Genomic DNA, 14,024 nt, shown 5'->3' on the forward strand with positions numbered 1-14,024 from the left:
TTCTTCAAGAAAATTGCATTTATGATTTGAACTTAGGATGTTATAGAGCTTTGGCTTGAAAACAGAGTGATGATAGAACTGCTTACACCGGAGATGGCAGCTGACTACCTCAGAGCTTTTGCCAAAGAGAAAGAGGGAGTTTAATATATCCTCCCTTTCATATTTGAGTGTTTTGTACCATTTATGTTATTGTATACCTAGATATGGATGCAGAGCTTTAGGAATACTAATCGTTCCATCTTCATTTTGAAAATTCTCCATAATAGCGACCATCGTACGACCAACTGCCAGGCTTGAACCGTTAAGTGTATGAACAAGCGTGTTTTTTTTGCCATCCTTGTAGCGGATTTTTGCACGACGTGCTTGGAAGTCTCTTGTATTACTTACAGAAGAGATTTCACGGTATCTGTTTTGTCCTGGGAGCCATACTTCCAAGTCAACTGTTTTTGCAGCTGAGAAGCCTAGATCACCTGTACATAAAGTAACTAAACGGTGAGGAAGTTCAAGAGCTGTGAGTAGATCCGAAGCACATGCTACCATCTCATCAAAGACTCTGTCACTCTCCTCAGGTTTAGTGATACTTACAAGTTCAACTTTATGGAACTGGTGCTGGCGAATCATACCGCGAGTATCACGACCTGCTGCACCTGCCTCTTTTCTAAAGCATGAAGTATAGGCTGTCATCTTATGTGGAAGTTCATTTTCTGTCAAGATTTCATCTTGGTAGAGGTTTGTAACGGGAACTTCGGCAGTTGGGATTAAAAACATCTCTTGAGATTCTATTTTGTATAAGTCATCTTCAAACTTTGGAAGTTGTCCTGTTCCTTCTAGGGCACGTCTATTTACAAGTGCAGGAACACTTACCTCGTCAAATCCACGTTCACGGTTAAAGTCAAGCATGAAGTTAATCAGTGCACGCTCTAATCGTGCACCCATACCAAAGGCAACAGAGAATCTTGAAGTCGCAAGTTTTACACCACGTTCAAAATCTATCCAACCGTTTTGTTCTGCAAGTTCCCAGTGCTCTTTTGGTGTAAAGGTAAACTTAGGAGGAGTGAGCACTTTTTTAATCTCGATATTATCCTCTTCGTCCTCGCCGTCTGGTACATCATCATCTGGAATATTTGGAATTGCCATTGTAAGTGTTTCTAATTCTTCTTGGCGTAAACGTTGAATCTCTAACGCATCTGCAATACGGATTTTGTTTTCATCCACTTTTGCTTTAAGTTCTGAGATGTCTTTACCTTCGCGTTTGTAGATACCAAACTCTTTGCTCATAGCATTTTGTGCAGCTTGCAGTGTTTCATAAGCCGCTTTTGCCTCTTTGAGCTCCTCAAACTTGATTTTTACTTTTTCTAAGAGTTTTTCATCAACGCCTTTACGCTTTAACTTTACGCTGATACCGTCAAAATCTTTTTGTAGTTGTTTTAAATCTATCATACTTTTCCTCTTGTGTTTAAACTAATATCTCTTTGGCAATACTAAATTGGTTTGCTGTCATTAGGTGAATTTTTGGATGGAGAGCTTTTAGATCATCAAAGAGCTTTTTACTGAGCTCAAAACCTACTTTGTACTCCTCTTCAACCCCTTTTGCGTGAGCCTCACGCAACTTGTCAAGCCAGCATGGTGGGACATTTATTCCCGGCACATGCGATGATAAGAACTGTGCCGTACGGAGTTTTGTAATAGGAAACACACCTAAAATCAACTCTGCACTTTTATTTTCAGAGCAACACTCTTTGTTTGCCTGCTCTTTTAACTCTAAAAGTTGTTTTGCATTTTCAATGTCATAGACCGGTTGTGTGATGATGCCTATGGCACCGTGTTTTATCTTCTTTTGCATCTTTTTTTGCAATGTTTTTTGGTTTTTTGCATAGGAGTTTACAACTGCAAAAGGGTAGATATGCTTTGGTCTCTCATTAAAAGGTTTTGCTGCATAGTCCATACCTGCGTTAAATGCGGAGATAATGTCTAACAAAAGTGTAGAGTCTGCTTCAAAAACACCTTTTGCATTGGGTTGGTCTGAGATGTTTGCCGGGTCTCCTGTGAGTGCAAGGATTGCCCGTACATCGAACTCGTTTGCACCAAGCAGGTCTGATTGTAGTGCTATTTTGTTTCTATCTCGCATGCTCATTGTCGCAATTACTGGTTTGTTAAAGCGCTCTTGCAGCAGTCTCGCACCAAAAAGAGCATTGAATTTCAGTTTTGCAAGCGGATTGTCCGTTGTTGAGAAACCATCGACCATCTCATGCAAACCAAGTGCTTCTATCTTGTCAATAACCGGTGTAAACTTTGCGGAATGGCCGGGTGTCGTTTCAAGTGTAATATAAGTATCGTTTTTTAATTTATTTATGAGTGCATCAAACAAAAAAAGTCCTATTTCGCTATAATTTCGCAATTATAACAAATAAGAAGGTATTTAATGCTAAAACTTGCAGTATTTGACTTTGATTCTACACTGATGGATGGTGAGACCATAGACTTTTTTGCTGAGGAATTGGGAATAGGTGATGAGGTAGCCCGTATTACAGAAGAGGCGATGAGCGGGAGACTTGATTTTTTTGAATCTTTGCAGCAAAGAGTAGGACTGCTCAAAGGGCTTGATTTTAAAGTTGTTAAAAAGATATCTCATAATCTACCATATATGTCAGGTGCACGTGAGACGATAGCAGAGTTGAAAAGTCGTGGTATCAAGGTAGTCTGTTTTTCAGGTGGATTTAGAACGGCAACATCTTATGCTAAAGATATCTTGGGTTATGATGCAGATTTTTCAAATGTACTGCATGAAAAAGATGGAAAATTGACAGGACTTGTGGGAGGAGATATGATGTTTAACTTCTCAAAGGGTGATATGTTGGTACGTCTGCAGTCGGTTTTAGGTGTGCGTGAAGAAGAGACACTTGTTTGTGGTGATGGTGCAAATGACCTTTCAATGTTTGCTCACGCAGGTACTCGTGTGGCATTTTGCGCAAGAAAGATATTAGAAAAAGAGGCAAATATAATTATCAAAGAAAAAGACCTCTCACTCATTTTAAAGGAGATTTAGTGTTAGAAAATACAGTCTGGAGACAGTATCATAATGAAAATAATTTTAGAGACAAAATAGCAGAATTTTGTAAGTTGGAGAGTATAGATCTGATTGAAGATGACAAACTGCTTTACTCTGTTCTCAAGTCAAAACTGACAAAAAAAGAGCTCAAACTTTTTGCAATGGATTGTGCAAATGTGAGTGATGAAGAGCTAAAAAATGAGTTTTCTTATGATGATGAAGCGTTACAAAAGGCAAAGTTCAAGCTTTATAAAAAACTCAAGCAGGATAAAACACGTCTGGATTTCAGAGAGACAAGTGCAACTGAAATCGAATAACTGATTATAAGATTAATCTATAATTTATCAAGATATGAGTAAGATATCATAGCATAAAACTAAGGAAAATTATATTATGAAAAAAATGACTTCACTTTTACTTGCAGCTCTCTTTGCAGGCTCTCTTTTTACAACTGCAGCTATGGCTGATGCATCCAAAGGTCAAAGATTTTATCTCAAAAAACTCAAAATCTGCAAAAAAGATGGTCTGAAAAATGGTGCTGTTTTTGCAATCAAGCATGATCGTCGCGGTTGGCAATCTTTGAAAGAAGATGGAAAGTTACAACAAGAGTGGATAAAAATCTGTCCACACGGTGAGAAGAAAATCAAAAAGATGAGAGAAAAAGATATCAAAAATCTTTATGACTTTGTATGGAAATACGCATCAGACGGAGAGACACCTACTTGTGGTTAATTCAGTAACACTTTTAGTGTTACTCTTCTAGACCTTTTTTTATTTTCTATCCCATTTTGCATAACAGTTTTTGAAAAACTGTAAGCACTTCCTCTTAGGATTTTACTCAACCATTTTTGTTTTCTTGCATCTTGTGTTGTAAATATCTCACGCAGGACTGAAAAAGAGCGTTTCATAGAGAGGTCTTCATTCTTAAGATAACGATTCTCAAAGTTTACATTTTTCCATTCACTTGAAGTATGCCCATTGATTTGAAGAGTACTGACAAGGTCCTTATTTGCATATAGAAAACTTCCAAGTTTTTTCGCTATTTGTGATAGAAATCTCTTTTGTTCTTGCGTGAGCTTATACGCACCGACTTTGAAGTAGAGTGCTTTGTCACTAAACTCTATGGTTAAATCCTCTTGAATTGTGAGTTGTCCGTTTTTTATCTCTTTTGCAAAGAGTTTGCAAAGTGCATCATAAAAATTTCCGGCTTTTGTAGAGACCTGTGCGATTGTCGCATCATGATTGAGCTTTAATATCCACATATTTCCCTCTTGGGAATAGTCATCGGTATGAATGCCCGCAACTGCGACTTGGGAGTTGTGAAGAATATCAAGTGCATAAAAGATATCAAAATTATCTCCACCATAATGCTCTTGTTTGAGCATGGAGAGGTCCGAGTCTAAAAGCATAGCAAGACCGTCAGTATTATACTTGTCTTTGACATAACCGACACCCATCAGCATACCGTTTGAGAACTCTTTTATATCTAAGAGTCCGGAAGGATAGGTTGTACTTATCTCTTTATCTGCAAGGATGTTATTGTAAAGGTCAAACTTTACAAGTCGGATATGCTCTTTTTGGACTTGATTGTACTGAATAAGAGTAACGACAAAAGAGTTATCACGTAGACGAATGATTTTTTTGGGAATAACCAGATTTTCATTATGAGAGTTTTTGATAAACTGGTTGAGCCAGATTCTATTTCCATTCTCTGTCAGACGCATAAAAGTCACTTCTCTTTGTCTTTGCGATGCCATCGTACTTACTACTAGTAAAGAGCCATCCTGTGCTTCAACAGCATCTATACCGTTGTCATCAAAACGAGTACCATACTTTTTACTCCAAAGTATATGACCATCTTTTGAAAATCGTGTAATGAAGATATCATTATTGCCAAGACCGGTTTGAAACATATTGTCCGTTGTTGCACGTGAGGTAAAGGAAGAGCCAACGGCAAGTACACCGCCGTCACTTAAAAGGATAAGACTACTCATTCTGTCATAGTTTTTGGTACCAAAGATTTTACTATAGAGGATGTTGGCATTTGCATCAAGTTTGGCGACTAAAAGGGAGCCATCCATTGTATATCCACCGATAAAGTAACCATTTGTAGGTGTTTTTACAACTGCTACTGCTTTGTTGAAACGGCTTAGTTTTGCCGCTTTTTGTAAGATTATCTTTGCCTGATTGTCAACCTTGACAAGACTCATTTGTGCGCCATATTTGTTTGAGACACTTGCTAGATAGTCAAATGCATTCGTGTATGCTTTAGATGGATTGGCATTTTGTTTAAACTCATTGGAAAATCCGACGGCAGTGATTGTTCTGTCATGATCTTCGGTTATATCAAAAAGTGCTGCGTTAAATGGTTTGTGAACGATTACAGAGAAGTCTGTTGTTGTCTTTGCAAAAGAGAGTGTAAAAAGGGTGAAAAAGAGTAGGAGTAGTTTCATATTATTGCTTTTTTAAAACATTTAAAGCAATAAATATTCCTAATTTATAAGTGGTGCCAAGGCACCGAAGAAAACCTTATTTTAGGTTTTCAAAAGGTGCTGTTACAACTTTTTTACGAGTTACAACGTATGGTACGAACGCTGCTGCACGAGCACGTTTGATTACAGTAGAGATCATGTCTTGGTGACGTTTACAGTTACCTGTTAAACGACGTGGCATGATTTTATATCTCTCTGAAAGTGAAAAACGTAGGTTTGCTACATCTTTATAATCCATGAAGTCAACTTTAGCTTCACAATATTTACAGTATCTTTTTTTGTATTTTCTTTTTTCTGACATGTTATTACCTTTTGTATCTATTTTTTTCTAAAATGGAATTTCATCTTCATCAATGTCAATCACAGGTACATCAGCTGGGCTTGGCATTTGACGGCTTTGCTCCTGTGCTGGTGATGCGTATGACGACTGCTGCTGTTGTTGCGGTGCAGGTTGTCCATAGCTTGGCTGTTGCTGTGGTGCTTGATAGCTTTGTGGCTCACCTTGCGTTGGTGCTCCATAGGAGTCTCCGCCATTCATCGGTGCATTGTTATATCCACCTTGAGAGTCACTGCGTGAGTCAAGCATCTGCATTGTTTCAACGATTACAGAGTGTTTTGATCTTTTTTGTCCATTTTGGTCAACCCATTGTTCAAAGTTTAATCTTCCCTCTACAAGGATTTTACTTCCCTTGCGCAGGTATTGGTTCGCAACTTCAGCACTTCTTCCAAAGAAAGTGATATCTACAAAACATACTTCCTCTTTTTTTTCACCATTGCTAGTAAACTTACGGCTTGTTGCGATTGCAGTTTTTGCAATCCCCATACCGCTTTGAGAGTAGCGTAGTTCAATATCGCGTGTTAAGTTGCCAACTAAAATTATCTTGTTAAACATAGGTTTTCCTTCTTTTTATAGCTTACGCTATTACTCAGCTGCTGCTTCTGTAGCTGCTTCTTCTGCTTTTGGAGCTTCCTCTGCAGGAGTCTCTTCTTTTGCCGGAGTTGCTGCTGCTTTTTTCGCTTTTTCAACTAAACCGTTCCATGCAGTTACCTCACGATTTGTGCTATACTTGATAGTTACAAAACGAAGTAGGTCTTCATTGATACGGAAACGTCTTTCAATTTCAGCGATTGCAGATGGTTCTACTGAGTAGTAGATTACATGGTAATAACCACGTTCGCTTTTTTCGATTGGGTATGCAAGTTTTCTCATTCCCATTGCGTCTGTAGCTGCGATTTCGCCGCCATTAGAAGTTATTATCTCTTCAACATTTTTTACAGCTGCTTGAATCTCTTCAGCAGTAAATGTAGGTTTTACGATTACTAGGTTTTCGTAGTTTCTCATATAGTATGATCTCCTCTTGGTATGCCTGTTTGCAGGCTTTTGTTTCCCTTTCGGATCTAAATATAGCTTCTAAATGAAGTTACAAAGAGAAAGGAACGCGCAATTATACAGAACTATTGCTTAAAATAAGCACATAAAATTTATCTGTCAATAATGAATGACAAAATGCAATAAAATTATTTATTTAATATTTTTAAGGTATAGTTTCAAAAATTTGATAAAAGTTTTAAGATGGCAAAACGAAAAAGAAGTAAGAAAAAACATAGTAGTTCTAAACTACTGAGCTATATTGCATGGGCACTTGCACTTATTGCATTAGCTTTAAGTTCTCTGTTGATTGGATATTATTTTGGTTTTAGCAGTGCAAAAGAGAAGATAGAAGCTAGTGCTGAAAAAGAGCGGGTATTGCGGAAACTGCCGGAAAAACAAGCAAAAAAGAGTGTTCAAAAGCGTTTAAAAGAGGTACTCAAAAAAGAGTCGAAAATTTATAACTCTGCTTCTCATGAGATAGAGAATGAAGCTTTGGCAAATCCACCAAAAATACCAATAGAGAAACCAAAACTTTATGTCTCTAAACCAAAGCTTGCAATCATCATTGATGATGTAAGTACAAAGTCACAAGTGCGTGCTATCAAAAGTTTGGCTATTCCTTTGACAATGTCTTTTCTGCCACCAAGTCCGGCACGTCCTAACTCTGCAAAGTTAGCTGCTCATGAGCGTTTTTATATGGTGCACCTTCCGATGGAAGCGATGAATTTTAATAAAGAAGAGCCCTATACTATGCGTGTTAGAGATTCTCAGCAGACAATACTGAAGCGTGTTCATGACATAAAGGAGCTTTTCCCTAAAGTGGCTTATATCAATAACCACACAGGAAGCAAGTTCACTTCAAATGAAGTGGCGATGAACAGATTGATTTTTGCATTTAACAAAAACCATATTCATTTTGTAGATAGTCGAACAACTGCACAGACACAAGCGCCTAGGGTGTTGAAAAATTTTGGACTCAAGTATGTTGCGCGAGATGTCTTTTTGGATCATCATAATGATAAAGCATATATAAAAAAGCAGATCAAAAAGGCTATCAGTGTAGCAAAAGCACATGGACATGCCATAGCCATTGGACATCCGCATAAAAATACACTCCAAGCGCTTTATGAATCAAAAAAACTCTTTAGAGATGTGGATTTGGTTTTAATCAACGAGATATATTAGCTATGATAGAGAAGATAGATTTTCAGATAGAGGCTTTAGAGTCTATGAAAAGTTATCCAAATGAACTGTTTTATCTTGGCAATGTAGGCTTGTTAAAGAAGCAAAAGATCGCTATAGTAGGCTCACGCAAACCAAATCAGTATGCACGTGAGAGAACAACGCAACTTGTGAAGAAGTTAGTCCAAGCCAAAAGATGTATAGTCAGTGGCGGAGCCATAGGCATCGATGCCATTGCTCATAAAGCAGCAGGTGCAAAAAACACCATAATGGTAGCAGCAACAGGATTAGATAAACGCTATCCCACAATCAATAAAAATCTTATCTGTGATATTGAACAAGAGGGACTAATCCTCAGTCAGTTTCAAGCAGGTACACCCTCAAACAGGTATAACTTTGTACTTAGAAACGAACTGGTCGTTGCTCTTGGAGAGATTTTGATAGTGGCTTATGCAGATGAGAATTCCGGAACGATGCGAAGTGTTGAGTATGCTCTTAAGATGGGAAAGAAAATCTATGTTCTTCCTCATAGAATTGGAGAGAGTGAAGGAACAAACAGACTTTTGGCAGAAAAAAAAGCAGAGGCTATCTATGATATAGATGCTTTTGTAACAAAAATCTGTGGCCAAAAAAATATAGAACACAGCAGTGTAAAAAGTGATGATTTTTTAGAGTTTTGCCGAACAAATCCAGCGTATGAGGAAGTTTTACAACAATTTGCATCACGTCTTTTTGAAGCAGAACTCTCTGGTGAAGTCGAGATAAAAAACGGGCGTGTCAGAGTATTAACATAGCATCGCCATAAGAGTAGAAGCGATACTTTTCTTTTATGGCCTCTGCATAAAGCTCTTGTGTTTTTTCTAAACCTACAAAAGAAGCAACGAGCATCAGCAGTGTTGATTTTGGCAGGTGGAAATTTGTCAGCAGATGGTTGACACGGCTTGGTTTGTTGTGCGGATGTAAAAAAAGATTTGCTTCTCCTGAAGTTTTCTGTCCGTGTTTTGCATAATATTCTACCGTACGGGTCGATGTTGTTCCCACACATAAAATTGGCGTCTCTGAGTCAAGAAGCTCTTTAGCCTCTTTTGAAATAGCGTAATATTCAGAGTGCATAGGGTGCTCAGTAATGACCTCTGCTTCAACAGGTTTAAAAGTACCGCTTCCGACATGGAGTGTTACATAGGCGTGTTTATAGTTTTGCGTGATTCTTTGGTGCTGCTCATCTGTAAAGTGCAGGGATGCAGTCGGTGCTGCGACGGCACCCTCTTCTTTGGCAAATACACTCTGGTACTCATTGGCATCCTCTTCATTGTCTTCTCTATTTATGTATGGTGGAAGAGGGATATGACCGATAGTATCGATGATTGGAAGCAGGTTTTCGAAACGTAGAAGTGTATCATCTTGATAAAAGTTTACAATACGACTGCCATCTTCACGCAGCTCTTTGACAATTGCCTTTAAATCTGCATCAAAGTAAATCTCGCTTCCTGCCTTTACACGTCCCCGAATATAAACATTAATATCATGTGCATTTAGGGCTCTATTTATAAGCAGTTCGATTTTTCCGCCGCTTGATTTTTTACCAAAAAGACGAGCTTTAATGACTTTGGTGTCATTAAAGATAAGTGCACACTTTTTTGGTAGATACTTTTCAAGTTCATAGAAGTAGGTATGTGTAATTGTATCGCTTGTTCTGTCATAGACTAGAAGTTTTGCATGGTCACGTGGATGCGCAGGGTGGGTTGCTATGAGTTCATCAGGAAGTGTGAAGTCATAGCTCTGCGTGAGGAGTTCTTTTTGTGTTGACACTTTTACTCTTGTTTTGGCTCTTCTAGCTCAGCTGCTTCGTCCTCTACTTCTTCTTCCTCGTCTTCATCCTCATCATCTTCCGGTTTTGCAGGATTGACAATCTTAACGATTATGATTGAAAATCCATAAAGAATGATAAGCGGTCCTGCCATAAGAAGCTGCGTGAGAACATCCGGTGGTGTAAGTAGTGCTGCTACAACAAAGATAATAACAATAGCATACTTGAAAAATGCTGCCATCTGTTTGTCATCTACAAGCCCAAGCAGTGCTAAAAAGTATGCAAAGATTGGTAACTCAAAAGCCAGACCAAAACCAAACATAATCTTTGTAAAAAAGCCTACATAATCTTCAATGTTGATAAGCGGTGTAAATTTAAAAGAACCAAAGGTAATGAGAAAATCAAAACCAAACGGTGTTACGACATAGTAGGCAAAGAGTACACCTACTAAGAACATAAATGTTCCACCGACGATAAAAGGGATAATCATCTTTTTCTCATGTGCATACAGCCCTGGTGCTATAAAGAGCCAGATTTGTGAGAGAATGATAGGAAGTGCACCGACAATAGCAGCGAAAAATGAGACTTTTAGAGCGACAAAGAATGCTCCCCCGACTTGTGAAGTGGTAATCATCCCGTCTGCTGCATGAATAGACTTTTTACCTACTTCAATGAGTGCTGTATTTAAAGGCTCGACCATCCAGTTGAGTATTGGTTCATGAAAGAAAAACATAACAAAGAACATAACGATAAGGCTTCCTGCAGATATTGCAAGCCTTTTTCTAAGTTCTACTAAGTGAGGACGCAGTTCATCAAACATCAGTATTGCCTTCTTTATCTTCTAATTTTTGTACTTTTTTCTTTTTCTTTTTTTTGAAGGTAACCTCTTGAGGCTCTTTTGGGGCTTTTTTTGTTTTTGGAGCTTCTACCTCTTTTTTTGCAGGCTCGTCATCATCGTTTAAAATATTGTCTATCTCTGCTCCAAGTGCTGCCTGAACATTTGTTGCTTTATGCAGACCTTCACTTGCTTTTAAAAGTTCTTCTTTATATGCAAGTGCCTCTTGTTTGATGCCTGTAACATTCATCTCCTCTTCAAGAGACTCTTTTACGGAACCTATAGTGTTCTTAACACTTCTGAAAAATTTTGCAATCTCTACCATTGTGCTTGGCAGCTTGTCTGGACCTAAAAAAAGAATCGCAATAACGGCGATAAGAAGTATCTCGGTAAACCCCATACCAAACATAGTTAGCCTTCATATTTATTTTTAATGTTGAATTTTATCCAAAGAATGATTAAATAATCTTCAAGAACTCAAAAAGAGAGCAAGTTCATCTGCCAAAAGATAGTCTGGATTATAAAAAACCCCCTCTTTATAGAGTAGTTTTTTTTCTTCTTCCAAAAAAGAGGCCTTGATTTTCTCGTCATCTGTGAGTAACTCTTTATTTACGCCTATACAAGAACGAAAACCTAAGAAGATCTTTTCAAGTCGTATATCTTCATCTCCCAAACTCTCTACACGCATTTTTAGGGGATTATCGATATAGTTTTCAATATCAGGGTTTGGATAGAAACGATGCTTATCTAGTTTCCCGACAGCTCCAGCACCTGCACCGATATAATCTTTATATTTCCAGTAGCCTAGATTGTGGCGTGATTTGTATTTTCCGAAGTTACTTATCTCATACTGTTCAAATCCATGCTCCCCAATTGTTTGAAAAATCCATTCAGTAATCTCTAGATGCTCCTGGACCATTTGCGGTTTTTTTTCAAAAGCTGTTCCTTCTTCAATTGTTAATGCATAGGCACTCAAATGATTGATAGGCAGGGAAAAGGCTTTTTGAATGTCGTAGGCAAGAAGCTCTTTTGTATCTCCCTGTGTTGCATATATCAAATCAAGTGAGATGTTTTTAAATCCAACATCCTTTGCATACGCTATGGCATCTTCTGCCATTTTTGGGGAATGGGCACGATTTAGCAGTTTGAGTTTTTCTTCATGAAAACTCTGTACTCCAAAACTGATACGATTGACACCAAGCTCACGCATCCCTTTTAGCCACTCTTTTGTCGCAGAGTTTGGGTTTGCTTCACTTGTTATCTCTGCATCCTCACGCAGATATGGTTTGACAAGTTGAAAAATAGAGGTGTAGAGTTGCGGTGCAATGGTTGAAGGTGTACCACCACCGATAAACAGCGTTTCAATAGATTTTTCTTTTGCTTCAAAACGTTCAAGTTCAAAAGAGAGCTGTTTTTCTAAGGCTATCATATAGTCACGTTTGAGATGAAACTTGTCCACATAGGAGTTAAAGGCACAGTAGGAGCATTTTGAGTCACAAAAAGGGATATGAATGTATAAAAGCATAAGAAAATTATAGCACTCTAAACTTATATTAATTGCATTTTCTGTATAATCGCATCAATTTAAAATAGGTGTTGGTATGAGTAAAAAAGAGCAATATCGTCCTAATGTAGCAATGATCATTCTGTCGGAGAACTATCCTGAAAAAAAAGAGATATTTATTGCACAACGTAACGACTTGACCGACATCTGGCAATTTCCACAAGGTGGGATTGATGAGGGTGAAGAGGTAAAAGAGGCACTTTTCCGAGAGATGGAAGAGGAGATAGGTACTGCAGAAGCAAAGATAATTGCTGAGTATCCGGAGTGGATATCGTATGACTTTCCAGATAAGATAGCAAAGAAGATGAAGCCTTACAAAGGCCAGAAACAGCGGTATTTTTTAATACAGTTGAGTAAAGATGCAAAGATTGATCTAGATACCAAACATCCGGAATTTATAAACTATAAGTTTGTAGATATTGACAAAGTGTTGGGGTATACTGCACATTTTAAAAAACCTGTGTATGAGACGGTGATAAATTATTTTAAAAAAGAGGGATTACTGTAGATGTTAATTGTTCAAAAATTTGGTGGGACAAGTGTTGGTGATTTGGAACGCATCCAAAATGTCGCAAATCGTGTAGCTGCAACAAAAAAAGCAGGCAATGATGTGGTAGTGGTAGTATCAGCCATGAGTGGAGAGACAAATAAACTTGTAGGATATGCAGAACATTTTTCAAAAAATCCTGCACGCGCAGAGATGGATATGCTACTAAGCTCCGGTGAGCGTGTAACGGCTTCGCTGTTATCTATTGCTCTGCAAGAGATGGGTTTTGAAGCAGAGGCTATGACAGGAAGAAAAGCAGGTATTGTAACAGATACACACCATACAAAAGCACGTATCGAAGAGATTAACCCAAAAACAATGCAAAATGCTCTTAAAGAGGGGAAAATCATTGTTGTTGCAGGTTTCCAGGGTGTGAATGTCAAAGGAGATGTAACTACTCTTGGACGAGGGGGAAGTGACTTGTCTGCGGTTGCGATTGCCGGAGCACTGAAAGCTGATCTGTGTGAGATATATACAGATGTAACGGGGATTTTCACAACGGACCCGCGTATTGAACCAAAAGCAAAAAAACTTGAGCGTATCTCTTATGATGAGATGCTTGAACTGGCTTCACTTGGTGCGAAAGTTCTTCAAAACCGTTCTGTAGAACTTGCAAAAAAGCTCAATGTAAATTTAGTAACAAGAAGTAGCTTCTCAGATGAAGAGGGGACATTAATTACAAAGGAAGAAAATATTATGGAAAAACCACTCGTAAGCGGAATTGCACTTGACCGTAATCAGGCACGTATCTCTTTGATGGGTGTAAAAGACAGACCAGGCATTGCAAGTGATATCTTTAATGCATTAGCAGGTGCTGAGGTTAATGTTGATATGATAATCCAGAACAAAGCGCATGACGGTGCTACAAATATTGACTTTACTGTTGCTGTTGGTGATCTGCATGATGCAAAAGCAGTTGTAGATACTTTTGTTCAAAGCGGTGAGATTGAAGATGATTCATACAATGAAGATATATGTAAAGTCTCTGTCGTAGGTGTTGGGATGAAATCTCACGCAGGTGTTGCAGCAAAAGCTTTCTCAACAATGGCACAAGAGAACATCAATATCAATATGATCTCAACATCAGAGATAAAAGTATCGATGGTAATCGATGAGAAATATGCAGAGCTAGCTGTGAGAAGTCTGCATAATGCATATGAGTTAGATAAGTAAGTT

General features: G+C 38.2%; 17 protein-coding genes. 7 read left to right on the forward strand and 10 right to left on the reverse strand.

All coding sequences use genetic code 11. The features are described 5' to 3' along the window. Nucleotides 1-186: 186 nt before the first annotated feature. Both serS and ES948_RS05270 read right to left on the reverse strand, forming a co-directional pair. Nucleotides 187-1,440: a serine--tRNA ligase gene (gene serS / locus ES948_RS05265; RefSeq protein WP_152183901.1), complete on the reverse strand. Its 1,254-nt coding sequence runs from the start codon at nt 1,438-1,440 to the stop codon at nt 187-189. Between the two features lie 16 nt (nt 1,441-1,456). Next, the gene (locus tag ES948_RS05270) at nt 1,457-2,368 is read right to left on the reverse strand and encodes a methylenetetrahydrofolate reductase (protein ID WP_152183902.1); all 912 of its coding nucleotides are present in this window, start codon (nt 2,366-2,368) and stop codon (nt 1,457-1,459) included. 54 nt (nt 2,369-2,422) lie between these two features. Here ES948_RS05270 and serB point away from each other — a divergent pair, with 54 nt between their 5' ends. The 3 genes from serB (at nt 2,423) to ES948_RS05285 (ending at nt 3,781) form a co-directional block, all read left to right on the forward strand. Continuing rightward, nucleotides 2,423-3,046, forward strand: a complete 624-nt coding sequence (gene serB, locus ES948_RS05275; protein WP_152183903.1) for a phosphoserine phosphatase SerB — start codon at nt 2,423-2,425, stop codon at nt 3,044-3,046. Beyond that, nucleotides 3,046-3,366 carry a hypothetical protein gene (locus ES948_RS05280; protein WP_152183904.1) on the forward strand — a complete coding sequence of 107 codons (321 nt, stop codon included), beginning with the start codon at nt 3,046-3,048 and terminating at the stop codon, nt 3,364-3,366. Before serB ends, ES948_RS05280 begins: the two co-directional genes overlap by 1 nt. 76 nt (nt 3,367-3,442) lie before the next feature. Then, nucleotides 3,443-3,781, forward strand: coding sequence for a cytochrome C (locus ES948_RS05285; RefSeq protein WP_152183905.1), 339 nt, complete (start codon nt 3,443-3,445; stop codon nt 3,779-3,781). Here ES948_RS05285 and ES948_RS05290 read toward each other — a convergent pair. From ES948_RS05290 to rpsF, 4 genes are all read right to left on the reverse strand, one after another. Continuing rightward, nucleotides 3,778-5,502 (reverse strand): OmpA family protein, encoded by a 1,725-nt coding sequence (locus ES948_RS05290; RefSeq protein WP_152183906.1) that lies wholly within the window; start codon nt 5,500-5,502, stop codon nt 3,778-3,780. The two genes, ES948_RS05285 and ES948_RS05290, sit on opposite strands and share 4 nt — an antisense overlap. Nucleotides 5,503-5,578: 76 nt before the next feature. Further along, a complete protein-coding gene (rpsR, locus tag ES948_RS05295) occupies nt 5,579-5,842 on the reverse strand; it encodes a 30S ribosomal protein S18 (RefSeq protein ID WP_152183907.1) in 264 nt (87 codons plus the stop codon). Between the two features lie 27 nt (nt 5,843-5,869). Then, nucleotides 5,870-6,433 carry a single-stranded DNA-binding protein gene (locus ES948_RS05300; RefSeq protein ID WP_152183908.1) on the reverse strand — a complete coding sequence of 188 codons (564 nt, stop codon included), beginning with the start codon at nt 6,431-6,433 and terminating at the stop codon, nt 5,870-5,872. 30 nt (nt 6,434-6,463) lie between these two features. Next, complete coding sequence (gene rpsF, locus ES948_RS05305) at nt 6,464-6,883, reverse strand: 30S ribosomal protein S6 (RefSeq protein ID WP_152183909.1); 420 nt, start codon at nt 6,881-6,883, stop codon at nt 6,464-6,466. Between the two features lie 231 nt (nt 6,884-7,114). Between rpsF and ES948_RS05310 the strand changes: the two genes are divergently transcribed. After that, nucleotides 7,115-8,098: a divergent polysaccharide deacetylase family protein gene (locus tag ES948_RS05310; protein WP_152183910.1), complete on the forward strand. Its 984-nt coding sequence runs from the start codon at nt 7,115-7,117 to the stop codon at nt 8,096-8,098. 2 nt (nt 8,099-8,100) lie between these two features. Then, nucleotides 8,101-8,889, forward strand: coding sequence for a DNA-processing protein DprA (locus ES948_RS05315; RefSeq protein ID WP_152183911.1), 789 nt, complete (start codon nt 8,101-8,103; stop codon nt 8,887-8,889). Here ES948_RS05315 and queA read toward each other — a convergent pair. The 4 genes from queA to hemW are packed head-to-tail and all read right to left on the reverse strand — an operon-like array spanning nt 8,873 to nt 12,262. After that, a complete protein-coding gene (queA, locus tag ES948_RS05320; RefSeq protein ID WP_152183912.1) occupies nt 8,873-9,904 on the reverse strand; it encodes a tRNA preQ1(34) S-adenosylmethionine ribosyltransferase-isomerase QueA in 1,032 nt (343 codons plus the stop codon). The two genes, ES948_RS05315 and queA, sit on opposite strands and share 17 nt — an antisense overlap. A 2-nt stretch (nt 9,905-9,906) precedes the next feature. Then, entirely contained in the window at nt 9,907-10,722 is an 816-nt protein-coding gene (gene tatC / locus ES948_RS05325; RefSeq protein ID WP_152183913.1) for a twin-arginine translocase subunit TatC, read from the reverse strand. Further along, entirely contained in the window at nt 10,715-11,146 is a 432-nt protein-coding gene (gene tatB, locus ES948_RS05330) for a Sec-independent protein translocase protein TatB (protein ID WP_152183914.1), read from the reverse strand. Before tatB ends, tatC begins: the two co-directional genes overlap by 8 nt. Nucleotides 11,147-11,206: 60 nt before the next feature. Continuing rightward, on the reverse strand, nt 11,207-12,262 hold the full coding sequence (gene hemW / locus ES948_RS05335) for a radical SAM family heme chaperone HemW (protein WP_152183915.1): 1,056 nt from the start codon (nt 12,260-12,262) through the stop codon (nt 11,207-11,209). A 76-nt stretch (nt 12,263-12,338) separates the two neighbouring features. Here hemW and ES948_RS05340 point away from each other — a divergent pair, with 76 nt between their 5' ends. After that, the gene (locus tag ES948_RS05340; RefSeq protein ID WP_152183916.1) at nt 12,339-12,809 is read left to right on the forward strand and encodes an RNA pyrophosphohydrolase; all 471 of its coding nucleotides are present in this window, start codon (nt 12,339-12,341) and stop codon (nt 12,807-12,809) included. Further along, a complete protein-coding gene (locus ES948_RS05345; protein WP_152183917.1) occupies nt 12,810-14,021 on the forward strand; it encodes an aspartate kinase in 1,212 nt (403 codons plus the stop codon). The last annotated feature ends 3 nt before the right edge of the window (nt 14,022-14,024 follow it).

Origin of the sequence: Sulfurimonas indica, from assembly GCF_009192995.1 — a bacterium.
GTDB classification, from domain to species: Bacteria; Campylobacterota; Campylobacteria; order Campylobacterales; family Sulfurimonadaceae; genus Sulfurimonas; species Sulfurimonas indica.

Bases quoted from the DNA above. Each gene is read 5' to 3' on its own strand.
- serS (WP_152183901.1), bottom strand. From the start codon at position 1,440: ATGATAGATTTAAAACAACTACAAAAAGATTTTGACGGTATCAGCGTA.
- serB (WP_152183903.1), top strand. From the start codon at position 2,423: ATGCTAAAACTTGCAGTATTTGACTTTGATTCTACACTGATGGATGGT.
- ES948_RS05285 (WP_152183905.1), top strand. From the start codon at position 3,443: ATGAAAAAAATGACTTCACTTTTACTTGCAGCTCTCTTTGCAGGCTCT.
- ES948_RS05290 (WP_152183906.1), bottom strand. From the start codon at position 5,502: ATGAAACTACTCCTACTCTTTTTCACCCTTTTTACACTCTCTTTTGCA.
- rpsR (WP_152183907.1), bottom strand. From the start codon at position 5,842: ATGTCAGAAAAAAGAAAATACAAAAAAAGATACTGTAAATATTGTGAA.
- ES948_RS05300 (WP_152183908.1), bottom strand. From the start codon at position 6,433: ATGTTTAACAAGATAATTTTAGTTGGCAACTTAACACGCGATATTGAA.
- rpsF (WP_152183909.1), bottom strand. From the start codon at position 6,883: ATGAGAAACTACGAAAACCTAGTAATCGTAAAACCTACATTTACTGCT.
- ES948_RS05310 (WP_152183910.1), top strand. From the start codon at position 7,115: ATGGCAAAACGAAAAAGAAGTAAGAAAAAACATAGTAGTTCTAAACTA.
- ES948_RS05315 (WP_152183911.1), top strand. From the start codon at position 8,101: ATGATAGAGAAGATAGATTTTCAGATAGAGGCTTTAGAGTCTATGAAA.
- tatC (WP_152183913.1), bottom strand. From the start codon at position 10,722: ATGTTTGATGAACTGCGTCCTCACTTAGTAGAACTTAGAAAAAGGCTT.
- tatB (WP_152183914.1), bottom strand. From the start codon at position 11,146: ATGTTTGGTATGGGGTTTACCGAGATACTTCTTATCGCCGTTATTGCG.
- hemW (WP_152183915.1), bottom strand. From the start codon at position 12,262: ATGCTTTTATACATTCATATCCCTTTTTGTGACTCAAAATGCTCCTAC.
- ES948_RS05340 (WP_152183916.1), top strand. From the start codon at position 12,339: ATGAGTAAAAAAGAGCAATATCGTCCTAATGTAGCAATGATCATTCTG.
- ES948_RS05345 (WP_152183917.1), top strand. From the start codon at position 12,810: ATGTTAATTGTTCAAAAATTTGGTGGGACAAGTGTTGGTGATTTGGAA.